Consider the following 24,070-nt stretch of genomic DNA (forward strand, 5'->3'; position numbering starts at 1 on the left):
GGCCCGTCCGGACGATCGAGGAGGCGACCCGGGTGCTGCCCGCGTGGCTGGAGACCGAGCTGCAATCCGTCCCGGAGATCGCGGTGTTCAGTACCGCCGACGAACTCGTCGCGGAGCTGACCCGCCTGCACGATCTCCACCCCGAACTGACCTCGTTGCGCCGGATCGGGACGTCCCGGCTCGGCGACCCGCTGTTCTGCCTGACGATCGGGTCCACCGGCCCTGACGCGTTGGTGTTCGGGCTGCCACACCCGAACGAACCGATCGGCGGCCTGACCGCGCTGCACCTGGCCGACCGGCTCTGCGCGGACGATGCGCTGCGGGAACGGCTCGGCCACCGCTGGCACATCGTCGCGTGTATCGACCCCGATGGGCTGCGGCTGAACGAGGGCTGGCTGAAGGGCCCGTTCACCCGCGAGCACTATGCGCGGAACTTCTACCGCCCGGCCGGCGACGAGCAGATCGAGTGGACGTTCCCGCTCGACTACAAGACGGCGTACTTCGACCAGGTGCTGCCGGAGACGGCGGCCTTGATGCGGCTGATCGACCAGGTCCGCCCGCAGCTGATGTGTTCGCTGCACAACACCGAGGTCGGCGGCGCGTACTACTACCTGTCGCGGCCGGAGCCCGACCTGCATGGCGTGCTGCAGGAGATTCCCGAGCGGCTGGGGCTGAGCCTGGACCGGGGTGAGCCCGAGTCGCCGTCGATGGAGCGGTTCGCCGACGGGATCTTCCGGATGCCGGACATCGAGACGATCTACGACTACTACGTCGAGCACGACGACCCGCTGCCGGAGAAGCTCGGCGGCAACAGCAGCCACTCGTACGCCCGCCCGTACGGCACGTTGACGCTGCTCAGCGAGCTGCCGCACTGGGACGACGCGCGGGTGAGCGACGCGTCGCCGACCACGACGACGTACGCCGAGGTGCTGCGCGAACAGGCGGCCGGGTTCCGCGACCTGGTCGGCTGGATGGAGGAGATCCTGGCCGCGACCGGGGACGAGCTGACCGCGGCGTCGGCCTACGTCCGGGCCAGCCGCTACTACACGCGGGTGCTCGGGCCGTCGCCGGACGGGATCGAGAAGCGCGCGGCGGAAGCGGAGGCCCAACGTCCCGCGACGGTCGCCGAGCTGGCCTCGGTCCGGGACTCCGTGCACATGTTCCGCCTGCGGTACGCCGGGATGCTGCTCCGGGCCCTCGACGGAGAGGTTGCCATCGGCAACGCTACGCCCGCGATCCGGGCCGAGCAGCGACGGCTGGCCGCGCAGTACGACGCCTGGCTCGCGGAGGCTGCGGAGGCGGCGTCGATGGTGCAGATCCCGATCGGCTCGCTGGTCGCGTCGCAGTACGCCGCGCTGGCCGCCACTGCCGAACACCTCGCCCGGACCCGTGCCCGTTAGCCCGCGGATCGAGCAGCTCCGCCAGGACCTCGCCGGAGGACCGACCGACGGCGTACTCGCGCGCTTCTGGGCCGAGGTGGCGCTGACCGGCACACCGCTGATCGAGCCGTACGACGAGGAGCAGCGGCTGGTCACCTTCCTGTGGAGGGAGGAGAAGCCGGTCGGGACCGTCGCGGTGATCGGCGGACCCGCGTTGTGGTGGGAGATCCCTGACAACCAGCTGGAGCGGCTGGACGGTTCGGACGTGTGGTTCCGGACGTATCTGGTGTTGGCGGATCATCGGGCGCGGTACGTGCTCTCGCCGGACGACTCGTTGCAGCCGCTGGCCGCCGCCGGTACGCCGGAAGCGGTCGCGCGAGCGGCGACCTTCGTACCGGATCCGTTGAACCGGTCGCCGTTCACGCTTCCGGGCGTCGTGGGCGACTCGGTCAGTCCGCCGCAGCACTTCTCCACCTTCGCGCTCGACCAGGCGACGCCGCGGGACTGGTGCGCGCCGCGGGCCGGCGTACGGCGTGGGGCGATCCGCGAGACGACCGTCGCTTCGGAGGTGCTGGGGAACGAGCGGACCCTCTGGCTCTGGGAGTCGGCGGTGCAGGGGCCCGATCCGGCGTTGCTCGTACTCCTGGACGGGCGCGACTGGAATGCGGCGTTGCCGATCTTCCCGACCCTCGACAACCTCGTCGACGCGGGCGAGCTGCCGCCGCTGGTCGCCGTACTGCCGGACAGTGTCGACTTCACGACCCGCGCCCGGGAACTGCCTTGTCACGAAGGGTTTCTGGGGTTTCTCACGGACGAGTTGTTGCCGTGGGCGCGCACATTGACCGGGGCGACGAGCGATCCGCGGCGGACGGTGATCGCCGGGAAGAGCTACGGCGGTCTGGCGTCGGTGTTCGCCGGGCTGCGGCGGCCGGACGTGTTCGGGACGGTCATCGCGCAGTCGGGCTCGTTCTGGTGGAGCCCGCCGGGCGAGGAGCCCGAGTACCTGCTCCGGCAGGTCGACCACGAGTTGTCGGTCCGGTTCTGCCTGGACGTCGGGCTGCAGGAGGGAGACTGGATGATCCCGCAGACCCAGCGCCTCGCCGACGCCCTCGACCAGTACGCCGACGAGGTCGTCTACCGCGAGTACAACGGCGGCCACGACCTGAACTGCTGGCTGGCCGAACTTCCCACCGAACTCCACTGGGCCTTCAGGCGTTAGGCCCACCAGTCGCGGCCGGCGATCGTGCCGATCCGGCGTTCGTTGTCCCAGCGGAAGACCTCGTGGCCCCGCTGGTAGGCGAGTTCGACGCGCTGCATCGGGTCGAGCGGGTCTCCGGACCAGATGCACAGGTCGGCGTCCTTGCCCGGGGCAAGGGATCCCAGCCGGTCCGCGATGCCCAGCGCGCGGGCGGGGTTGAGCGTGACGGACCGCAGCGCGACGTCCCGGTCGAGGCCTTCGCGGACGGCGTACGCGGCCTGGACGATCAGCAGGTTGGCCGGGATCACCGGGTGGTCGGTGACCAGCGACAGCTCGATCCCCGCCTCCGCGAGCAGTCGCGCGTTGCGGAACGCCCGGTTCCGGAGCTCCACCTTCCCGCGGCCGACGATCAGCGGACCGAGCAGCACCGGGATGTCGCGCTCGGCCAGGAGATCGGCCACCAGGTGCGCCTCCGTGCCGTGGTCGATCACCAGGTCGTACCCGAACTCGTCGGCCAGCCGGACCGCCGTACGAATGTCGTCCGCGCGATGGCAATGCTGCCGCCACGGGATCTCCCGTCGCAGGACCCGGCCGAGCGCCTCCTTGCCGAGATCGACCGGCGTACCGTCGTACTGCCGCGCCTCCGCCAGCGCCTGCCGGATCACCGCGGCGATGCCCATCCGGGTGGCCGGCAGCCGGCCGGCGTCGCCGTGGTACCGCTTCGGGTTCTCGCCGAGCGCGGACTTCATCCCGGCGGGGGAGCGGAGCACCATGTCGTCCACGGTCCGGCCGGTGCAGCGGACCGCGACGGTTTCGCCGGCGATCGGGTTGCACGATCCGGGGTTGATGCCGACCGCGAGCACGCCGCCGCCGACCGCGTCCCGGAACCCCTCGTCGGCGGGGTTGATCGCGTCCAGCGCCCGCAGCTGCGCGGTCACCGGGGTGGTTGCCTCGTCGTGGTCGTCACCGGCCCAGCCCTCGCCCTCCTCGAGCGTGCCCATGTGGGTGTGCGCGTCGACCAGGCCCGGCAGCACCCAGCGGCCGCGGGCGTCCACGACGGTCGCGTCCTCGGGTACGGCGACCGTGGCGCCGACGGCGACGATCCGCCCGTCGTCGATCAGCACCGTCCCGCCGGGGATCGGAGGTCCGTCGATCGGGACCACGGTGGCGCCGTGGATTGCCAGCATCGTCATGGTCAGCATCCTGTCCGGATCGGCCCGGCCTTGAGGCTGTCGATCTCGACAACATCCGCGCGCCGAATCTGACCTGTCCGATAAGGCTGGGCATTCCCGGTGCCGCCCAGGATGGGGCAGACCGATCCCCTGGAGGCACCCCATGACCGTAGTTCCCGCGGCCCGCGGCAGGCGGCGTGTGCTCGCCGTCCTCGTGGCCGTCTCTATGACGGTGCTCGCCGCCTGCGCCGGGAAGAGTTCGGCCAGCGACGGGGGCCAGAGCTTCGCCGTCGGCATCCCGGCGTTCTTCGTGCAGAACCTGACCCCGGGCAGCTCCGGCAGCAGCTACGTCGACTACGCGATCTGGTCGCCGCTGACCCGGGTCGACGGGCAGAGCGGCAAACTCGAGATGCTGGTCGCGGACTCGATCGAGTCCACCGACAACGTCAACTGGACGATCAAGCTCAAGCCCGGCTGGACGTTCCAGGACGGCAGTCCGGTCACCGCGCAGTCGTTCGCGGACTCCTGGAACGCGACCGCGCTCGGCGCCAACGCGCTGACCAGCAACGCCTCGACCTCGATCTTCGCCGGGTACGCCGCGATGAACCCGCCGAAGGGCAAGCCGGCCGCGAAGACGTTGTCCGGCGTACACGTCGTCGACAAGTCCACACTCGAGGTCACGCTGGTCAAGCCGAACGCGCTGCTGCCGTACATCCTGTCCTCGACCACGTTCGCGCCGCTCCCGGCGAGCGCGACCAAGGACCTGAAGAACTTCGGCACCCACCCGATCGGCAACGGACCGTACAAGACCAGCGGCTGGGACACCGGCGCGCAGGACATCAAGCTCGAGCGGTACGACGGTTACGGCGGCACCAAGGCCCTTGCCAGCGGCATCGATCTGCACGTGTACCAGCAGACCGGCGCGATCTACACCGACTTCCAGGCCGGCACGATCGACCTCGCGCTGCTCGACGGCGCCGACCTGTCCAAGGCCAAGAAGGACACCCCGAGCCAGGTCGTCGACGTCCAGTACCCGGCCGTCGTGTACCTGAGTTTCCCCTTGTACGACAGCCGGTTCGCGAACCCGCAGCTGCGCAGGGCGATCTCGATGGCGATCGACCGGGACGCGATCGTCAAGTCGCTGCTGGCCGGCAACGCGAAGGCCGCCACCGGACTGGCGCCGCCGACGCTCACCGGCGGCGGTGAGGCGAAGTGCGACGCGTGCAAGTACGACCCGCAGCAGGCCAAGGCCGCGCTCCAGGCGGCCGGCGGCTGGAACGGCCCGATGACGCTGTACACGTACCAGGATCCGACCAACGAGAAGGTGCTGCAGGCGATCGCGAACCAGCTCCGGACGAACCTCGGCATCCAGAAGGTCAGCTTCGAGTCGCAGCCGATCGCGCAGCTGTACCAAGGCCTCGGCGGCAAGTCGATCAAGGGCCCGAGCCTGCTGTACTCCGGTGCGCCGTACCCGCACATCTACGCGCTCGCGGACCAGATGTTCTCGGCCGGCGCGCCGCTGAACGTGACCGGGTACGACTCGAAGGTGTTCGCGGGCCTGATCGCCCAGGCGGCGTCGAGCAAGGACGCCGACGCGACCACGAACTACGCCAAGCAGGCCGCCGAGCAGGCACTCACGGACCTCCCCGTGGCGCCGCTGTACTGGCCGGTCGGCGGGCTCGTGCATTCCGACCGGCTGAGCGGAGTGGTACCGGAGGTGCTCGGCGGCGCCCGGCTGTCGGTCGTCAAGGTCGGCTGATGGCCGGCTACGTGATCCGCCGGCTGGCCGGGATGGTCCCGGTCGTGCTCGGTACGACGCTGCTGATCTTCGCCGCGGTGTACGCGCTGCCGGGCGATCCGATCAAGGCGCTGGCCGGTCCGGGTCGGGTGCTGTCGCCGTCGGTCGAGGAGGCGCTGCGCGAGCGGTTCCACCTGGACCAGCCGTTGTGGGCGCAGTACGGGCACTATCTCGGCGGGCTCGTCCGGGGTGATCTCGGGATCGACCTGCAGGGGCACGAGGTGTCGGACCTGGTCGTCCGGGCGTGGCCCTACACGTTGCAGCTCGGCCTCACCGCATGGGCGATCATGGCGGTGGCCGGGCTCGCGCTCGGGACCTTCGCCGGGATGCGCCAGGGCGGTACGGTCGACTGGATCGTGCTGACCGCGACGACGGTGGTGGTCGGCGTACCGTACTTCGTGATCGCGTACGTCGCGCAGATCCTGCTCGGGGTGAACCTCGGCTGGTTCCCGACGTCCGGCGTACGCGAGGGCTGGCCGGCCAGCTACCTGCTGCCGGCCGCCGTGCTCGCGCTGTTCGGGATCCCCGAACTGGTCCGGCTGACCCGCGCCAGCATCATCGAGAACCGGTACGCCGACTACGTGGACACCGCGATCGCAAAGGGCCTGCCGCAACGGACGATCGTGGTCCGGCACATCCTGCGGAACTCGCTAGTCCCGGTGGTGTCGGTGCTCGGGCTCAGCCTCGGGTACATGCTCAGCGGCACCGTGCTGATCGAGGGCATCTTCAACATCCCGGGACTCGGGTACGTCGTGTTCAACGGCATCTCGCAGCAGAACGGCCCGGTCGTGGTCGGGGTCTGCAGCCTGCTGGTCCTGGTTTACCTGATCATCAACCTGCTCGTGGACATCGTCTACGGCCTGCTCGACCCGAGGATCAGCCTTGCCGGCCGCAACTGAGGTCGTCGTCGCCGTCCCGCGGGTACGGCGGCGGCTGCTGCGCAAGCCGCGGATCGCGATTCCGCTCGGCGTGGTCGTGCTGATCCTGATCGTGGCCGCCGTACCGGGGCTGTTCGCGCCGACCGATCCGCGCGCCTGCGACCTCGGCAACAGCGGAAAGGGTCCGCTCGCGGGGCACCCCTTCGGCTTCGACATCCAGGGCTGCGACCTGTACAGCAACGTCGTGTACGGGACGCGGTCGTCGGTGACGATCGGCCTCACGGTCACCACCGGGTGCGTGCTGATCGCGTTGGTGCTCGGCTGTCTGGCGGCGTACTACCGCGGCGCGGTCGATGCCGTGATCAGCCGGACGATGGACATCTTCTTCGGCTTCCCGGCGCTCGTCGGGCAGGTCGTCATCCTGAACACGCTGCACCAGCGGAACGTCGTGGTGGTGTCCTCCGTCCTGATCCTGTTCGCCTGGCCCGCGATGACCCGGCTGATGCGGTCGGCCGCGCTCGCGACCGTCGACCTGGACTTCGTGAAGGCGGCCCGCGGACTCGGCGCCGGACCGGTGCGGGTGATCGCCCGGCACGTGCTGCCGAACTCGTTCGCGCCGATCCTCGCGGTCGCCAGCCTCGGCGTCGGCGGGATGATCACCGCCGAATCCGCGCTGACGTTCCTGGGCGTCGGCCTGCGGGCGCCGTCGATCTCGTGGGGCGTCCAGCTGAACCAGGCGCAGGACTCGTTCCGCGATCACCCGCATCTGCTGCTGTTCCCGTCCTTGTTCCTGTCCGTGACCGTGCTGGCGTTCGTGATGCTCGGCGACGCGTTGCGGGACGCCTTCGATCCGAGGTCGCGATGACAACACTCCTGGAGGTCTCCGACCTGACCGTGGAGTTCCGGACGTCGCGGGGCTGGAACGTGGCCGTCGACGGCGTCGATCTCTCGCTCACCCCGGGGCGGACGCTGGCGGTGCTGGGGGAGTCCGGGTCGGGCAAGAGCGCGACGGCGCGGGCGATCATGGGCGTCCTGCCGGCTGGCGTCGGCCGGGTCGGCCGGGGTCGCGTGGTGCTGGACGGCCAGGACCTGTTGCAGTTGCCGGCGGAGAAACGCCGGAGAGTCCGGGGCGCTCGGGTCGGGATGGTGTTCCAGGACGCGCTGTCGGCGTTGAACCCGGTGCTGCCGGTCGGGTACCAGATCGGCGAGGGGTGCCGTGTGCACCTGGGGATGTCGCGGCGCGCGGCCCGGAAGCGTGCGCTGGAGTTGCTGGACCTGGTCGGTATCCCCGATGCGGCCCGGCGGATCGACGACTATCCGCACCAGTTCTCCGGCGGGATGCGGCAGCGGGTGATGATCGCGACCGCGCTGGCCGCCGACCCGGAGATCCTGATCGCCGACGAGCCGACGACCGCGCTGGACGTCACCGTGCAGGCGCAGATCCTGCAGTTGCTCGCGTCCCTGCAGGCGGATCGGCAGATGAGCCTGATGCTGATCACCCACGACATGGGCGTGGTGGCCGGGATGGCGGACGACATCCTGGTGATGTACGCCGGACGCGTCGTCGAGCAGGGTCCCGCTGACGACGTGTTCGAACGGCCCGCGCATCCGTACACGCGGGCACTGCTGGATTCGATCTGTACGGCGGACCGGAAGGGCCAGCCGCTCCGGGTGATCAGCGGGCAGCCGCCCGACCTCGGGAACCTGCCGTCCGGTTGCGCGTTCCGTACCCGCTGCGCCCAGGCGGCCGACATCTGCAGGACGACGCCGCCGGTCATGGCCGTCTCGCCGGTCCATCAGGCCGCATGCCACTTCGCGGGAGGTGCAGGATGACCGCAGTACTTCGAGCCAGCGGCGTACGGCGTACTTTCCGGATCGGCGGACTGCTGGCCGGGCGGCGGGGGACCGTGCATGCGGTGGACGGGGTCGATCTGGAGCTCCGCAGCGGCGAGACGCTCGGCATCGTCGGCGAATCGGGGTCCGGGAAGTCGACGCTGGCGCAGCTACTGGTCGGGATGGAGCGCCCCAGCGCGGGCGAGATCGAGTTGCTCGGCGAGCCGCTGCACACGATGCGCGGCCGGCGGCTACGGCGGGCGCGGCGCGACATCCAGCTGGTGCACCAGGATCCGTACACGTCGCTGGATCCGCGGATGACGGTCGGCGCGATCGTCCGCGAACCGCTGGAGATCCACCCTGACGTCGTACCGCGCGGCGACCGGACGAAGGCGGTCGCGGAGTTGCTGGAGATGGTCGGGCTGAACCCGGACCAGTCCGAGCGGCTGCCGCACCAGTTCTCCGGCGGCCAGCGGCAACGAGTCGGTATCGCGCGGGCGCTGGCGTTGCGGCCGAAGGTGCTGGTGTGCGACGAGCCGGTGTCGGCGTTGGACGTGTCGGTGCAGGCGCAGATCGTCAACCTGCTCGAACAGCTGCAGCGGGAGCGGGGCATTGCCTACGTATTCATCGCGCACGATCTCGCGGTGGTGCAGCACATCGCGGACCGGGTCGCGGTGATGTACCTCGGGCGGTTCGTCGAGGAGGGGGATTCGGTGCAGGTGTACGACCGGCCGCGGCACCCGTACACGAAGGCGCTGCTCGCGGCGGCGCCGGTCCCGGACCGGTCGGCGCGGCACCGGCCACCCGAGATCGTGCTGCGCGGCGAGCCGCCGAGCCCGCTGGATCCGCCGTCCGGCTGCCACTTCCGCACGCGGTGCTGGCTGGCCGAGGACCGCTGCGCCGCCGACGATCCCGCGTTGCTGCGGATCGGGGCGAGTGCGGTGGCGTGCCACTTCCCGCTGGCCGAACCGTTGCCGGAGGCAACCCATGCCGGATGACGGCGGGCTGACCGCAGCGGAGGCGGCAGCCCGATCGGCCGTGGTGTCGGTGACGTCGTACGACGTGACGCTCGACCTGACCGGTCTGCTCACGGGGGAGTACTTCGGGTCGCGGAGCGTCGTGGAGTTCACGTACGACGGGACCGGCGGGCCGGGGATGACGTGGATCGATCTGGTCGCCGACCGGGTCGAGCAGGTGCTGCTCGACGGCGTGCCGCTCGACCCCGACGAGGTTGTCCGCGGCGACCGCCTCCGCCTCGCCCCACTCGGCGGCCCACACCGGCTCGACATCCAAGCCCGCCACCACACCGCCTCAGGCCGAGGCCTCTCGAAAACCACAGACCCCACCCCACCCACAGCACCGACGGCACCCACCGCACTCACGGCACCCACCGCACTCACGGCACCCACCGCACTCACGGCACCCACCGCACTCACGGCACCCACCGCGCCCGCGGCACCCACCCCACCCGCGGCACCCACCGCGCCCGGGGCGCCCGCGCCAGCCGCGTCCACGCGCACGGCGCCCGTGGCGCCGCCCGCGCCCGCTGCTGGGTGCGTGGGGGATGGTGTAGATGCGGTGTATGCGTGGACGCAGTTCCAGCCGTTCGACGCGCGCCGGGCGTTTGCTTGTTTCGATCAGCCTGACCTGAAGGCGACGTTCGCGTTCGAGGTGCGGGTGCCGCCGAACTGGCACTGTGTGAGCAACCAGCGGGAGACCGAGGTCGTCGAGGACGGGGACACCGCGGTGTGGCGGTTCCCACCGACGCCGCGATTGCCGACGTACGCCACGGCTGTGTGCGCGGGGCCGTTCCACGTCGTCAGGTCCGAGGGGATGGCCGTCTTCGCGCGCCGCTCGCTGGCGGAGCCGTTGGAGGCGAACGCCGGCGAGATCTTCGACCTGAGCAGGCGGGCGATGGTGCTCTTCGAGGACGCGTTCGGGGTGGCGTTCGACGGCGATTCGTACGACCACGTGTTCCTGCCCGACCAGCCCGGTGCGATGGAGAACCACGGTTGCGTGACCTGGAACGACCAGGTCCTCTACCGCTCCGAGCCGACCGCCGAGCAACGCCGCCGGCGGGCGCTGGTACTGCTGCACGAACTGTCACACATGTGGTTCGGCAACCTGGTGACGCCGCAATGGTGGGACGGCCTCTGGCTGAGCGAATCCTTCGCCGACTGGGCCGCCCTATGGGCCGCCGCCGAACTCGGCGTCCTGGACCGCCGCTGGTCGGTAGCAACCGCCCTCGAAAAGGAACGCGCGGCCGACGCCGACCTGCTGTCCTCGACCCACCCGGTCAGCCGCCCGATCCCCGACATCGCCACGACCGAAGCGAACTTCGACGCGATCACCTACGCCAAGGGCGCGTGCATGCTCCGCCACCTGGTCACGCTGATCGGCGAGAAGGCCTTCCTCGAAGGACTCCGTATGTACTTCACGCAGTACGCCGGCGCCAACGGCAGCCTTCCCGCACTACTCACCGCCGTCCAGCCCTTCACTCCCGTCGACCTCCGCAGCTGGTCAAGATCCTGGCTCGAGTCGAGCGGCATCAACACACTCTCCCTGAACGGCCGCACTCTGGAGCAGGACAACCCGTCCCGGCCTCACACCCTTTCCATCGGCGTCTACGCAGGCGCCCCGCTCAAGGAAATAGACCGAGTAGATGTCACGCTGACGGAAGCCCGGATCGACCTGCCCGCGGGCGTGCCGTCCGCGCCGTTGCTGCTGCTCGACGACCGCGACACGACGTACGCGATCCTCCGCCCCGACCAGCAGTCGATCCGTACCCTCGTCTCCGCCGGCGCCGAGCTGACCGACCCAGTCGCGCGCAACACGGCCCGCCGCACCCTCCGAGGCCTCCTCCTCACCGGCGAACTACCCGCAGCCGACGCGGTCACCTACGCAGCCACATCCCTGACCACCGAACCAGACCCCATCCACCTCAAAGCCCTGGCAACCCTCGCCACCGAAGCAACCACCATCTACGCCAACCCCACCCAACGACCACTCCTCGAACACCAACTAGCCACGGCAATCCTCAACAGACTCACCACGCGTGGCGTGCTCGCCGTTCCAGCCGCCTCCGAGGGTGCCGGCGCGTGGCTTGTGCTGGTCGAGGCGTTGGGTGAGTCTGCTGGGACCGGGGATCAGTTGGAGTTGGTGGAGCGGCTGCTGGAGGAGGCCGACCTGCCACAGTCGGTCCGGTGGCGGTTGCTCGCCCGGCTGGTTGCACTCGGGTTCGCCGGGGCCGAGGAGATCGAAGCCGAGCAGACCCGCGACCCCGACCCGGACGCCGACTGGCAAGCTGCGGCGGCCCTCGCGGCTGCGCCTACTGCGGCCGCGAAGGACCACGCGCTCGACCTGCTGCTGACAGCCCCCGGCATACCATCCGCCATACTGCGAACCTTCGGGTCAGCACTCTGGCACCCCCGCCACACGTCCCTCCTCGCCACCCGCTCACTCGACTTCCTCGAGCGACTCGTCCCGTTCGCCAGAACCACCGACTGGCCCACCGCAGCCCGTGTCGCCCGCTACGCCTTCCCGACCTCCGGCATCAGCCAACCGCTGATCACTCGTATCCACGAGCTCACCCCCGACCTCCCCCCGCTCCTCCGCCAAACCCTGCAAGACCAGGCCGAACTCGCCACTCGAGCACTCCAAGCCCGCCCAACCGCCCCATAGGCATCGAACCTGAGCGTCTCCCGCTTCGCGAACCTGTTCCGAGCAGCAGCCATCGATCCTCACTGCCCAGACACCCCGACGACGGCTGCGCCTGGATGCCATGACCGACTATTACCAGGCGTAGCCGGTCATGAGATCCGGTGGCATGCGTGTCGACGACGCTCGAAAACGAGGCCATAGCGACGGACCGGCCTCAGATCCGAGGGTTGCCGACAGGGTGGATGATCGGTGGTTGCAGCCGAGCGCGGTGTGCGAGTGCGTGCTGGGCGCCTCACAGTTGAGCTGAGGCACGGCGTCGAGGCCTTCTGATCGGATTGCAGCCCGCGTTGAACACGGTGATGAACGCCTTGGGCGACAGCGGTGGGTGGGGACCGCCCTCGGATCCGCCGTCAAGTTGGGACCCGGGTAGCCGGGGTGCGGGCGGTGCCTGCGGAGATGCACACTCGCCCTGACCGTCTGGTCCGGCTTCCTCCGGTTTGGTCCGGCTGGCCTCCGGCTTCCTCCGGCCTCCGGCTTCCTCCGGCCTCTGGCCTCCGGCTTCGTCCGGTTTCGTCCGGCTTCCTCGAACTTCCTCCGGTTTCGTCCGGCGTCCTCTGGCCTTCGGCTTCGTCCGGCTTCGGGCCGGGGCTCTGAGTGGGTCGCCGGTTGTGTGTCCGGGCCTGGGTGCGCTGTGGGCCGCTCAGGTTTGGGCGAACGGCGGGCCTGGGCCGGCTTCGGTCTCCTGACCGGTCTCGGCCGGGGTGGTGGTGGTGCCCCAGACCGCGAACCGCGCTGCCTCCGCGAGGGTCGTGTCGTCGGACTTCCAGCGGCCGGTTCGTGCTGCTATCGCCGAAGCTGCGAGCGAGGCGGGTGTGTTGCACGGCTCGGCTGCCCGCGTCGTGGTGCGAGGGCCGGGAGTACCGGTGGATCCGCGTGCGTCGCCTGGCCCATCGAGACGTACGTCGGCCGTGGGCGTTCGACCGGCGTCGGAGTGGCCGGGCGGTGGTGATGCCGGGGCCGGGGCTGGTGATGGTGCCGGCGGTGATGCAGGTGGTGCCGGTGATGGTGCCGGTGATGGTGGTGGTGTCGGTACTGGTGCAGGTGTCGGTGCAGGTGTCGGTGCCGGTGCCGGTGCTGGTGCAGGCGGCGGTGCAGGTGCTGGTGCTGGTGGTGATGCGGTGTCCGGGGGTGGGCCTGGGTGGGGTGGTGGGTCGGCCCAGGTGGGGCGGGTGACGTGGACGGTGTTGCTGGTGATGGTGATGTTCCAGTGGCCGGCGTGGAGGTCGGTGTGGTGCCGGCGGCAGAGCAGGACGAGGTTTGTCAGGGCTGTCGGGCCGCCGTCTATCCAGGAGATCAAATGGTGTGCGTCGCACATGACTGGGGGTGCTGCGCAGACGACGCAGCCGCGGTCGCGGGTGTTCAGGGCGCGGCGGATGGCTTTGGTGACGAGGCGTTCGCGGCGGCCGACGTCGAGGGGTTCGGACTGTGAGCCGAGCACGATGGGGATGATGTTGGCGTCGCAGGCGAGGCGGCGGATGGTGGCGGCGGACAGGCCGTTGCTGTAGACGGTTTGGCCGATCGCGTTCGCGGTGGCTGCTTTGAGGTCTTGCAGGTCGATGGTGACGGTGATGTTCGCCTTCGCCCCGAACCCAGGTACCACGTCATCAGCCGAGCGGGTTGTCACACCAGCACCTGCAGGAGTCGTCGCCGTGGCACCGGTGCCGTGTATACGGGTTGGCGCCCAGTTCCCCGGGTCGGCGGTTGCATCGTGGGCCGGGTCGGGTGTGGACGCGTTGTTCGTGGGGGTTGGTGCGGTGCGGGGGTCTGCTGTGGTGGGGGTGTTTGGGTTGGGGGTGTTTGGGGTGGGGCGGGGGATGGTGGGGGGTGGGGTGCCTGCGTCGAGGGCGGTGGCGGCGAGGGTCAGGGTTGTGGTGAGGGCGTCGGCTTGGCGTTTTTCGCGGGAGCGGGGGTCGGGGGTGCCGTCGAGGGTTTTGTGGGGGCGGGCTCCGGTGGTGATGAGGGTGCGGAGGAGTTCGGCGTTTTCGTTGGCGAGGTAGCCCTTGAATTTCACGCCGCGGTCGATGGAGGCGAGGGTGAGGGTTTCGCGGGCGGCGGCTTTGTGTTCTTCGGGTTCGGGGCCGTCGGTGTCGAGGATGTTGCGGGCTGCGACGGTGGCTTTGCGGAGTTCGGCGGGTGGGAGGTGGGTGAGGGCGGCGAGTTCGCGTTCGGCGCATTCCAGGTCGGCGACCGGGACGGTGTTGGGGGTTTTTTCGAGTTCGAGGACGATGGCTTCGGCTTGGGCGGGGCGTAGTACGACGTCGGCGGTGAGGTCCCCAGGGAGGTCTGCGGGGAGTGCGGCGGTGACGGCGGGGTATTTGGGTAGGGCGCGGGCGAGGTGGACGTCGCGGTGGGCGCGGTAGTGGTCGAGGCGGTAGCGGTACTGGATGTATTGGGTGGTGTTGCGGGCGCCGGTCTTTTCGGCGTGGCCGGTGTTGTCGAGGGCGGCGATGAGCCGCAGGCGGCGGGTCTGCCGGCGGGCGAGGTCGGCGTCGGCGTCGTCGAGGGCGCGCACGAGCTCGTGCTCGCTCATCAGCTCGGGTGGCCGCTCGCCGAAGTCTTCCATGCCCCAAACTCTAGACACGGCCTCCGACAGTTTTCAAAGCCGGATCCCCTTCAAAACAAGGGAAAATGTTATCCACAGATTCGCACGACCGCGACGACCCTGTGGATATTGCCTCAGGCAACCATTAGATCGGGCGGGCCGCGGTGTGGCGCGACTTCCACCAAGGTGCTGGCCTGGCGCAGGAGGCGGAGTCCAGGCTGTTGCGGGCACGGCTGGAAGGATGCGCTCGCGCCCAAGTGGTGGCGGGGGCAGGGAGTGGAGTACGTCGGCATTCCGGGCCTGCGCGCCTTGCGTACTGGCCGGAGCGAGCTTGGGCTTCGGGTGGCCCATCGCGTTGAGGTGGGGGATGGGGAGGCGGTGGCGAGGTTGTTGGCGGTCGTCGTGGCTGCTTCCGGGTTGTTCTCGGGGAGAGTTCCTTCAGCAGGATGCGGGAGCGGTCTTGGTCGCCGAGGTTGATGAGGAGTATGCCGAGTCGCGCGGGAATCGGACGGGGCGTGGCCCGAGTTGTACGCGAGCAGTAGGTGGAGTGTCGGTGTCGTTGCGTTCGGCACTCATCCGGCCGAGGGCGATCGCCGTCTTCGCCGGGCGTCGGGTGCTCGGGTTGTCGATCGCGAGGTGCAGTTGCTCGACGACCTCGGGCTCTCGGCCGGGATGCAGGAGCAGCAGGGCGCGGCGCAGGGCGAGGTCGGGTTCCGCGTCGGGCCGGTCAGTGCAAGCCCCGGCCGGCACCGCCATCGAGTTCGAGTGTGCGGAACGGCCGGCGCCAGGAACAGGAGACCGATCCATTACACGCGCCGCCGGCCAACTGCGGTGGCGCCGCGTCCCTTGCCGCGCAGCATGCGGCTTCAGAGCAGGCTGGGAACCCTGCCCCTGCTCGCTACGGCGCAGGGTTCCCAGCGGGCAACCAGAGCGGGCGCGCCGTACCCCTGCCCCTGCTCGCTACGGCGCAGGGTTCCCAGCGGGCAACCAGAGCGGGCGCGCCGTACCCCTGCCCCTGCTCGCTACGGCGCAGGGTTCCCAGCGGGCAACCAGAGCGGGCGCGCCGTACCCCAGCCCCTGTCAGTGGCAGGTGCCGCCTCCCCAGGGTTCGGACCAGTCGATGCCGAGGGTGTTCTGGGTTTCCCAGTAGAAGCGGCCTCGGGTGCGTTGCCGGGGGGCTAGCTCGTTCAGGGTGGCGGCGTCGTACAGGCGGCCGTTGACCATGGTGGAGGTGACGCTGGTGGAGTTGGCGATGTCGTCCAGCGGATTGCGGTCGAGGACGAGGAGGTCGGCCAGCTTGCCCGGTTCCAGGGAGCCGAGCTGGTGACCGACGCCGAGGCTCTCGGCGGTGTTGAGGGTCGCTGCGCGGAGGACCCGATGCGGACTCATGCCGCCTGCGGCGAGCAGCGCCATCTCCCAGTGCATGGCGAGCCCGGGGAGCTGGCCGTGCGATCCGGCATTGATGCGTACGCCGGCGTCGTCGAGCTTCTTCACGGACCGGGAGACCGCGAGTACGCCGATGTCGTAGAGCTCGTCGGCGACGTGGATGGTGGTCATCGCGCGCGCGTGCGGCGGCGCACCGTACGGCGTACCGAGCGGGCTGTAGCCACTCAGACAGGCCTGGACGAACGTACGAACCCGGGGGTCCCGCCAGGCCTCGGTGTGCTGGTACGCCCAGTTCTCCCCGAACAGCTCGCCGAAGGCGACGACGAGGGTCGGGGTGCTGGAAACACCGGAGGACTTCACGAGCTGTACGACGTCGTCGTAGATGGTCGCGACCGGGAAGTTGTGCTCGAGGTTGGTGTGGCCGTCGAGCACCATGCTGACGTTGTTGTAGAAGTGCGTCTCGCCCTCGACGACGATGTTCACCTCGTGCTCGCGCGCGGCCTTGACGAGCATCTGCCGGTGCCGGCGTTCGGGCCACTTGTAGCTCTTGACGCTGATCGTCCCCAGCTGCTTCTTCTGACCGACGATCCGTTCGGCGTCGGCGTACTCGGCGATCGGTGTGTGGAGATGGAAGAAGTTGTGGTCTCGGCCGTGGATCGCACTCCCGGTACCGATCCAGCGCGGTCCGGTCATCAGCCCGGCCCGGGTGAGCTCGGCGCTCTCGTAGTTCGGCAGCTCCGAGGAGAACGGGTCGAAGTTCGTCGTGACCCCGAACGCCAGCGCCGCGAACCGGGAGGCCTGCTTCTGCGGCGTGACGCCGTCTCCGGCCGCGCCGTCGATGTGACCGTGGCCGTCGACGAGGCCGGGCATCAGGGTCTTACCCGCGCAGTCGATCACCCTGGCGCCAGAAGGAACCTCGGTCGACCCGGTGTCGCCGACCGCGACGATTCGGTTGCCCTCGACAACGACTGTCCCGGGGGAGTGCACGAGGTCACCGGCCATCGTGATCACGGTGCCGCCGACGAGGGCGATCCGCCCGTCCGGTACGTCGGCCGGAACGCGCAGGTCGACCACGGCCACCCTGGGCTCGCCGACCGGGCCGTGGGTACCGATCTCGAGGCTGTAGATCGCCGGACCGACGCACCAGTGCAGGGTGCGGCTGTCCGGAGCCCAGGTCAGTGCCTGCCCACCGTGATCGGCGATCTGGAAGCAGATGGTCTCCGTGGTGTCGGGGGTCACCGGCATGACGTGGCCGGTGTCGCGGTACGGGACGAGGTAGTAGCGGTGCTGTGACCGGAACGCGAGCCAGCGTCCGTCCGGGCTGAGCCGGAGTTCGTAGGTGTCGACGTCGGCGGTGCGGGCGTGCTCCCGGCGATCCTTCCCGTCCAGGTCGACGCTGAAGAGCACCTCGGCAGGTTCACCGGCGGTGCTGTCGGTGGCGACGGCATAGACCCGGTCGCCGCCGGGGCCGAAGGAAGGCGCGTCATCCGCGAGCGTCAGGTACCGCGGCTCGCCGCCGGCGACCTCCACGACGTACACCCCGGGCCGGATCCTGGCGCCACCGAGCTGTACGTCGTGCGGCTGGATCCGGTACACCAGCTTGGTGCTGTCGGGGCTGAACGACGGCTGCCGGACGACACCGGTCGTCGTTGTCACGACATCGACGGTCTCGTGGTCGGTCAGGCAGAGGCTGCTCCCGCGCTCGTCGTCCCATTCGACGTACACGACCCGATCACCTTCGGCGCTGTACGCCGGCTCCGCGGCATGCCGAGCGTGGTCGCCGATCGGAACGGGCGCGGTGTCGTCCAGGGTGCTGCGCCACAACCGCCCGAGCGCCACCAGCGTCGCGGTCTGCGCCTTGGGCGGGAAGGCGAGGTGCCGGATCGCGCGGACCCGGACCTCCGCCGGCGCGAGATCGTGCCGGGGCCGGACCGGTGTGGTCAGCGTCTGCCGGTACGTCGCCTCGAACGGGATCGGCGTGGCCCGCCCGGTCTCGACGTCGACGCGCAGGATCGCTCCGCCGGCCCAGATCGCCACTTCGGTACTGCCGGGGAACCAGGAGAAGCGCGGGTAGTAGTTGCCCTGGATCTCCCACACGGCCTGGTTGTCGCGGTCGAGCCCGTCGAAGACCGGCCGTTGCTCACCGGTGGCGAGTTCGAGGCAGAAGAGCACCGTCTTCTCCTTCACCCGGCGCAGGAACGCGAGCCGCCGCCCGTCCGGCGAAGGGCACGGCCGGATGGCGCCTCCGAAGCCGCCGGCCACCGTCTCGACCCGGCCGTCCGCGAACCGGTGCCGCTTGATCGCGAAGTTGGCGTGGTTGGCGTCGACGTACAGGTTCGGCCGGACCAGGCGCTCCGCGTAGTACAGCCACTGGCCGTCAGGGGACAGCGCCGGTTCGAGTACGTCGCGGCCGCTCGCCGGTACGTCGACCAGCAGGCGGCCCTCTCCGGACCCGTGCTCGTACAGCCGGATCTGCGAGGAGAACAGCTTCCGATGTGCACGGAAGATGCGGGGGGCAACGATGCTGCGGCTGTCCGGTCCCCAGATCGGTTCGGTGAGGATGTCGTGGGTCTCGAAGGTCAGCTGGGTGTGGTTCGAGCCGTCCGCGTCGCAGCGCCAGGCGTTGTCGTAGCCGTCGGCATCGCTCAGGTACAGGAGTTGTGTGCCGTCAGGGCTGTGGACCGGCATCCGGTCCATGGTCGGACCTGTACGCAGCGCCGTGGCGCGGCCGCCCGCCGCCGGAACGGCGTACAGGGTGCCGAGCAGGTCGAAGACGATGCTCTGCCCGTCCGGGCTGACGCTGACCGACATCCAGGTCCCCTCGTTCGTGGAGAACGAGACCTCGTGCGTTGGTTGCCCGGTGTCCGTGACGTCCCAGCCGCTCATGCCGCGAACTCCAGCCAGCGGGACTCCGTCACCTGGCAGGGCTTCCCCTCCTGCACAATCAGGCTGGGTCTGGTCAGGTCGAAGGTGAGCATCATCTTCGTCTCCCATCGATTCGTCACGTCGGCATCGGCCCGCGGATGCGCGCAGATGGGTGCACCGTCCTCCCAGTGCGAGACCAGCCCGCGTGCCCACGCGGTGCGATCTGCCCCGGTCAGAGCGGTGCTCAGCCGTCGCAGCGCCGCCAGGCGTGGCACTGTGTCGTCTCCGACGGCGACCAGGCGGTCGCCGGTGGCCAGTTCGGGGTCCAGGAAGTGGTTGGTGTGCAGGAGATAGCCGTCGCCCACCGGCCGTAGCTCGGCCGATCCCGCGGGGGACAGCTCGACGACCGCGGCGTCGCAGCGGCCGCCGTTCCAGGTCACCACGGTGAGCGCCGCCGAGGCCGTGACCGGTGCCGACCGGGCGGTCTCGATCGCCTGCGCGACGGTGGTGGCGTTGTCCAGTACGCGCCGTACGACGGCATGGACGGGCACTCCCGTGGTGGTGCCGTCGGAGCTGTGGCAGAGCAGCGTGAACAGGACCCCGAGCCCAGCGCTGTTGACGCCGACCTTGCCGACCACCCCGTTCTCCGCGAAGGTCACGACTCCGAGGCCGGCAGTCGAGGTGTACCGGAGGATCGTGAAGTTCTCGGCCTGCGGTATCCAGTCCCAGGTCTGCAGGACGCGCGGGGGCCGGTCCGGTACGGCGAGTGCGGCGGTGGTGCACTCCTTCAGGCCGGCGATCTTTCCCCGGACGAGGATCTCGGTCCGGGCGGTCAGCGCGGCGGCCCGCCAGGTCGGCAGGCCGGCGCCGGCGGCGATTCCGCGAATCTCGGTCGCGAGCTCAGGCTCCCAGGTGTGCAACGCGTCGAGACACTCGCCGGCGATCCGGCGTACCGCGGGCTCGTCCAGCCCGGCCGCCTGGAAGAGCCAGTCGTAGTCGCGTGCGGTGGCCTGGATCCGGTCACGCCACCGGCTGCCGATCTCCCGGCCGCGCCCGGCCGGGTCGGTGGTGGTGGACACGTGGATGTTCAGCGACATGCCGCCTCCGTCAGAACGAGAGGTGCTGGCCGATGGGGACCACCATCGGCGTGTGTGAGACCGGGTCCTGGACGACCTTCGACTCCAGGCCGAAGACGGACCGGACCAGGTCCTCGGTCACGACCTCGCCCGGCGCACCCTCGGCGACGATCCTGCCCTCTCGCATCGCGATCAGGTGGTGCGAGTAGCGGCAGGCAAGGTTGAGGTCGTGGAGCACCACCGCGATCGTCCGGCCGGCATCGCGGTTCAGCCGGACCAGCAGGTCGAGCACCTCGATCTGGTGATGCACGTCGAGGTACGTCGTCGGTTCGTCGAGCATCAGTACGCCGGTCTCCTGCGCCAGCGCCATCGCGATCCAGACGCGTTGCCGCTGGCCGCCGGAGAGCTCGTCGACGCCGCGATCCGCGAGTTCCGCCGTACCTGTCGCCTCCAGGGCCCAGGCCACGATGCGCTCGTCGTCCGGGGTCCACTGACGGAACCACTTCTGGTGTGGATACCGGCCGCGGCAGACGAGGTCGGCGACGGCGATGCCCTCCGGCGCGGACGGGCTCTGCGGGAGGATCCCGACCTTCGTCGCCAGGTCCTTGGTCGACATCGTGTGGATGTCGTGCCCGTCGAGCATCACCGACCCGGATCGCGGCTTCAGCAGCCGGGCCAAGGCGCGCAGTGTGGTCGACTTGCCGCACGCGTTCGCGCCGACCAGCATGGTGATCTTGCCGGATGGGATGTCGATGTCCAGGTCCGGCACGATGTCCGCGCCGTCGTACCCCAGCCGCATGCTCCGGCCCGACAGGCGCTGGCTGTCCGTCCGGTCCGTCGTACGTTCTTGATCGGGCTTCACGATCGTCATCGGCCCTCCTGTCTCAGTTTCCTCGTCCGGACTTGTTCGTTCTGGCCAGCAGCCACAGCAGGTACGGCGCGCCGGCGATCCCGGTGATCACGCCGACCGAGACCTCGGAGCTGGAGAGTGCGGTCCGGCCGACCAGGTCGGCGACGCTGACCAGCGCCGCTCCGGTCAGCGCGGCCTGAACCAGGGCGGCCGAACCCGTGCGGGTCAGCCGGCGCGCGATCGGCCCGGACACGAAGGCGACGAACGCCACCGGGCCGGCCGCACCGATGGCGGCGCCGGCCAGCGCGACAGCCGCCAGCAGCAGAAGGGCTCGCGACCGCTGCACCGCCAGCCCGACGGCCGCGGCCGTGTCGTCACCGAGCTCGAGCACTCCGAGCCGCTTGGCGAGCACCAGCGTGGCGGGGACCGCGACGGCGAGCATCACCAGAATCGGCCAGATGCTCTCCATCCCGCGGCCGTTCAGGCTGCCGCTCAGCCACAGCGCCGCGGACGCGGCGTCGTACGTGTGCGCCCTGGTCCAGAAGAACTGAATCAGGGCGAGGGCGATCGCTCCGACGCCGATCCCGACCAGCACGAGCCGGTAGCTCGAGAGGCCCTGACGGTAGGCGAGCACATAGATCAGGACGGCCGTGACGAGGGCGCCGCCCGTTGCCGCGAACGACAGGAACAAGCCGCTGAGGCCCAGCACCGTCAACCCGACCACCGCGCTGAGGCTGCCGCCCGCGGTGATGCCGAGAATGTCCGGACTGGCCAGCGGGTTCCGGGCGAGCGCCTGGAACACGGCGCCCGACATACCAAGAGCGGCACCGACGGGCAGCGCCAGGATCGCCCGCGGCAACCGCAGATGCTGTACGACGAGAACCTCCGCGGCGTCGCCGGACCCGACGACGTCCGAGGGAACGTGCCAGATCGGAACCAGGAAGTCGCCCAAGGACAAGCTGAGCAAGAAGGCGAGTACGACGGCCAGTGCCAGGGCGGTGGTGACCCGGCGGACCCGGCCCGTGGTGCGGGCGCGTGCCTTGGTGACGTACGCGAGCGACGCGGGGGACGCGGCGAGCTGGGTCATAGGGGTCATAGGGACCGCACCTGCTTCCGGCGAACGATGGCGATGAAGACCGGAGCGCCGAGGATCGCCGTCACGACGCCGACCTGGAGCTCGGCCGGTGCGACGACAAGCCGTCCGAGGATGTCGGCGCCGAGGAAGAGCAGCGGCGCGAGCACTGCGCTGTAGGGAAGGATCCACCGGTAGTCCGGCCCGACGAGTGCCCGCGCGACGTGCGGCACGGTCAGCCCGACGAAGGCCACCGGTCCGACCGCGGCGGTCGCGGCGCCGGCCAGGATCATCACCGCAGCGCCGCAGATCAGCCGGGACCGTTCGACTCGGACACCCAGCGCCCTCGCGACGTCATCGCCGAGCGCCAGTGCGTTGAGCATCCGGCTGGTTGTCAGGGCGAGCACCGAGCCGATCACGATGAACGGCCAGACGGCGTCCGCGACGTCCGCGCCGCGGCCGGCCAGCGAGCCCACCGACCAGGCACGGAACGCGTCCATCGTCCGGACGTCCATCAACTGCACCAAGGTGGTGAGGGACCCGAGCATCGCGGTGATCGCCGTACCGGCCAACGCGAGCTTGATCGCGGTCGCGCCGTCCCGGCCGATGCTCGCGATCGCGTAGACCGTCACGACCGCCACGCCCGCCCCGGCGAACGCGAACCACACGTAGCCGCTCAACGTCGTGGCACCGAAGAAGAAGACTCCGATCAGGACCGCCAGTGCGGCGCCGGCGTTGATGCCGAGGACGCCGGGATCGGCCAGCGGGTTCCGGGACACTCCCTGCATGACGGCTCCGGCGAGACCGAGCGCGACACCGGCCATCAGCCCGATCAGCGTCCGCGGAACCCGGAGCGTCAGGACGACCGTCTGCTCGGCGTTGGTGTGGTCATGGTGCAGGAAGGCGTCGACAGTCGTCTGCAGCGGGATGTATCGGGACCCGAGCGTCAGACTGGCCAGCAGGACGACCACGAGCAAACCGGTGATCAGCAGCAGCCCGAGCGGTCGTGTGGTTGCCCCGAGTAACTGGTGGCGCTGCGGTGTGGGTGCCGTGGTGGTGACGATCGCCGTCATCGTCAGACAGCCTTGGCCTTGGTCAGGATCGCGGTCAGTTTCTGCAGCCGCGCGGTGTAGTCCTGGTAGTTCAGCGACACCCGGACCCACTCGCCGACCTGGCCAGCCTGGACCGCCTTGATCTCGTTCCAGGTCGGATACTTCTTGAGCTGGTCGACGCCGAGCGTGTAGCCGCGGGTGTCGACCAGGACGACATCCGGCTGGTACCTCGCGGCGTTCTCCCAGCTGACGGCCTCGTAGTACGAACTGACCAGCTTGCCGGTCGGTTTCATCACGTCGACGCCCCAGGCCCGCAGGTCCAGCAGGTCGGGGAAGAGATCGGGTACGGCGAAGAACACCTGGTCCTGAGCCGGGGTGACGGCGAGGACCCTCAGCCCGGGATGGGCTTTCACCGCGGCCTTGAGATCGTCGACCGCGGAGTTCCAGGTCGCGACCTGCCCACTGTCCACGGTCGCGCCGAGGGCCTTGGCCAGTGCGGAGAAGCGCTGGATCACCGAGGACGACGGCTTGGTCGAGTCGAGCGCGAGGATCGGGGCGATCGCCTGGGCGTCGTCCTGCATCTTCTTGGTCTGGAACCCGTAGACGCCGCCCGGGAACAGGACTCCGTCGCCGGTGTAGAACGTCGACACGATCACGTCCGGGCGCAGTGCGGCGAGCTTCTCCATCTTCACCTCGCCGAAGACCTCACCGACCGACTCGATGCCGCCGGTGTCGAGGCCCTTCAGCATCGGGTTGCTGCCGAGCGGCGCACCGCCGAAGATGCCGACCGGCTTGATCCCCAGGTGCATCAGCGCGTTGGCGGCGTCCTCCTGAGCCACGACGCGAAGGCCCGACTTCGGCTTCGTGACGGTGACGCCGCGGTCGTCGGTGAAGGAGAACGAGCCGCTGCCCGTTGCTTTCGGGGCCTGCTGGGTACCGACGCCGCACGCGCTGGTGGCCAGGACGGCCGCGACCATCAGCCCGGCCAGCCCGGATCGGAGGCGGCGGAACAGGCCTGTCGGATTTCTCATCTCGATCGCTCATTTCCACGGTGTGGACGAAGGCGAGCCGGTGGGGCGAACCGCTCGCGCGGAGGACTGTCGTTCGGAACAGGCACCGGAGGGTCGGTCGCGCTGCTCGTCGAGTGCGCCGGAACGTTTCGGCACATCGAAGCACCGGATTTTCCGCGCTGTCAAGGACTCGGTGAGGTTCGTTCCGGTTCTCTCAGCCGGAGGTGCCGAATCGTTAC

General features: G+C 69.8%; 17 protein-coding genes. 8 read left to right on the plus strand and 9 right to left on the minus strand.

What is annotated here, in order from left to right:
• The first annotated feature begins 32 nt into the window (after positions 1-32).
• Positions 33-1,400: a M14 family zinc carboxypeptidase gene (locus tag JOF29_RS14960; protein ID WP_209694799.1), complete on the plus strand. Its 1,368-nt coding sequence runs from the start codon at positions 33-35 to the stop codon at positions 1,398-1,400.
• A complete protein-coding gene (gene fes / locus JOF29_RS14965) occupies positions 1,390-2,598 on the plus strand; it encodes an enterochelin esterase (RefSeq protein WP_209694800.1) in 1,209 nt (402 codons plus the stop codon). Before JOF29_RS14960 ends, fes begins: the two co-directional genes overlap by 11 nt.
• On the opposite strand, the gene JOF29_RS14970 is transcribed toward fes, so the two are convergent.
• Positions 2,595-3,770, minus strand: a complete 1,176-nt coding sequence (locus JOF29_RS14970; RefSeq protein ID WP_209694801.1) for an amidohydrolase — start codon at positions 3,768-3,770, stop codon at positions 2,595-2,597. The two genes, fes and JOF29_RS14970, sit on opposite strands and share 4 nt — an antisense overlap.
• Before the next feature lie 142 nt (positions 3,771-3,912).
• Here JOF29_RS14970 and JOF29_RS14975 point away from each other — a divergent pair, with 142 nt between their 5' ends.
• Genes JOF29_RS14975 through JOF29_RS15000 form a run of 6 tightly spaced genes read left to right on the plus strand, consistent with a single transcriptional unit; the run spans position 3,913 to position 11,939 of the window.
• Positions 3,913-5,508, plus strand: coding sequence for a peptide ABC transporter substrate-binding protein (locus tag JOF29_RS14975; protein ID WP_209694802.1), 1,596 nt, complete (start codon positions 3,913-3,915; stop codon positions 5,506-5,508).
• Entirely contained in the window at positions 5,508-6,446 is a 939-nt protein-coding gene (locus tag JOF29_RS14980) for an ABC transporter permease (protein ID WP_209694803.1), read from the plus strand. The genes JOF29_RS14975 and JOF29_RS14980 overlap by 1 nt, the downstream gene beginning before the upstream one ends.
• On the plus strand, positions 6,430-7,290 hold the full coding sequence (locus JOF29_RS14985) for an ABC transporter permease (RefSeq protein WP_209694804.1): 861 nt from the start codon (positions 6,430-6,432) through the stop codon (positions 7,288-7,290). Before JOF29_RS14980 ends, JOF29_RS14985 begins: the two co-directional genes overlap by 17 nt.
• Positions 7,287-8,258: an ABC transporter ATP-binding protein gene (locus tag JOF29_RS14990; RefSeq protein ID WP_209694805.1), complete on the plus strand. Its 972-nt coding sequence runs from the start codon at positions 7,287-7,289 to the stop codon at positions 8,256-8,258. The genes JOF29_RS14985 and JOF29_RS14990 overlap by 4 nt, the downstream gene beginning before the upstream one ends.
• Entirely contained in the window at positions 8,255-9,256 is a 1,002-nt protein-coding gene (locus JOF29_RS14995; protein WP_307863343.1) for an ABC transporter ATP-binding protein, read from the plus strand. The genes JOF29_RS14990 and JOF29_RS14995 overlap by 4 nt, the downstream gene beginning before the upstream one ends.
• Entirely contained in the window at positions 9,246-11,939 is a 2,694-nt protein-coding gene (locus JOF29_RS15000; protein ID WP_209694807.1) for a M1 family aminopeptidase, read from the plus strand. The genes JOF29_RS14995 and JOF29_RS15000 overlap by 11 nt, the downstream gene beginning before the upstream one ends.
• Before the next feature lie 679 nt (positions 11,940-12,618).
• Here JOF29_RS15000 and JOF29_RS44480 read toward each other — a convergent pair.
• From JOF29_RS44480 to JOF29_RS15040, 8 genes are all read right to left on the minus strand, one after another.
• A complete protein-coding gene (locus JOF29_RS44480) occupies positions 12,619-14,541 on the minus strand; it encodes an HNH endonuclease signature motif containing protein (RefSeq protein ID WP_209694808.1) in 1,923 nt (640 codons plus the stop codon).
• A gap of 417 nt (positions 14,542-14,958) precedes the next feature.
• Complete coding sequence (locus JOF29_RS15010) at positions 14,959-15,276, minus strand: hypothetical protein (RefSeq protein WP_209694809.1); 318 nt, start codon at positions 15,274-15,276, stop codon at positions 14,959-14,961.
• A 324-nt stretch (positions 15,277-15,600) separates the two neighbouring features.
• Positions 15,601-18,792, minus strand: a complete 3,192-nt coding sequence (locus JOF29_RS15015) for an amidohydrolase family protein (RefSeq protein ID WP_209694810.1) — start codon at positions 18,790-18,792, stop codon at positions 15,601-15,603.
• A complete protein-coding gene (locus tag JOF29_RS15020; RefSeq protein WP_209694811.1) occupies positions 18,789-19,868 on the minus strand; it encodes a C45 family autoproteolytic acyltransferase/hydrolase in 1,080 nt (359 codons plus the stop codon). The genes JOF29_RS15015 and JOF29_RS15020 overlap by 4 nt, the downstream gene beginning before the upstream one ends.
• Before the next feature lie 10 nt (positions 19,869-19,878).
• On the minus strand, positions 19,879-20,718 hold the full coding sequence (locus JOF29_RS15025; protein WP_372446285.1) for an ABC transporter ATP-binding protein: 840 nt from the start codon (positions 20,716-20,718) through the stop codon (positions 19,879-19,881).
• 13 nt (positions 20,719-20,731) lie between these two features.
• Positions 20,732-21,793 carry a FecCD family ABC transporter permease gene (locus JOF29_RS15030; protein ID WP_209694812.1) on the minus strand — a complete coding sequence of 354 codons (1,062 nt, stop codon included), beginning with the start codon at positions 21,791-21,793 and terminating at the stop codon, positions 20,732-20,734.
• Positions 21,790-22,842: a FecCD family ABC transporter permease gene (locus JOF29_RS15035; protein WP_209694813.1), complete on the minus strand. Its 1,053-nt coding sequence runs from the start codon at positions 22,840-22,842 to the stop codon at positions 21,790-21,792. The genes JOF29_RS15030 and JOF29_RS15035 overlap by 4 nt, the downstream gene beginning before the upstream one ends.
• A 2-nt stretch (positions 22,843-22,844) precedes the next feature.
• Positions 22,845-23,852: an ABC transporter substrate-binding protein gene (locus tag JOF29_RS15040; protein WP_209694814.1), complete on the minus strand. Its 1,008-nt coding sequence runs from the start codon at positions 23,850-23,852 to the stop codon at positions 22,845-22,847.
• Positions 23,853-24,070: the final 218 nt, after the last annotated feature.

This window comes from Kribbella aluminosa, from assembly GCF_017876295.1.
Taxonomy (GTDB): domain Bacteria; phylum Actinomycetota; class Actinomycetes; order Propionibacteriales; family Kribbellaceae; genus Kribbella; species Kribbella aluminosa.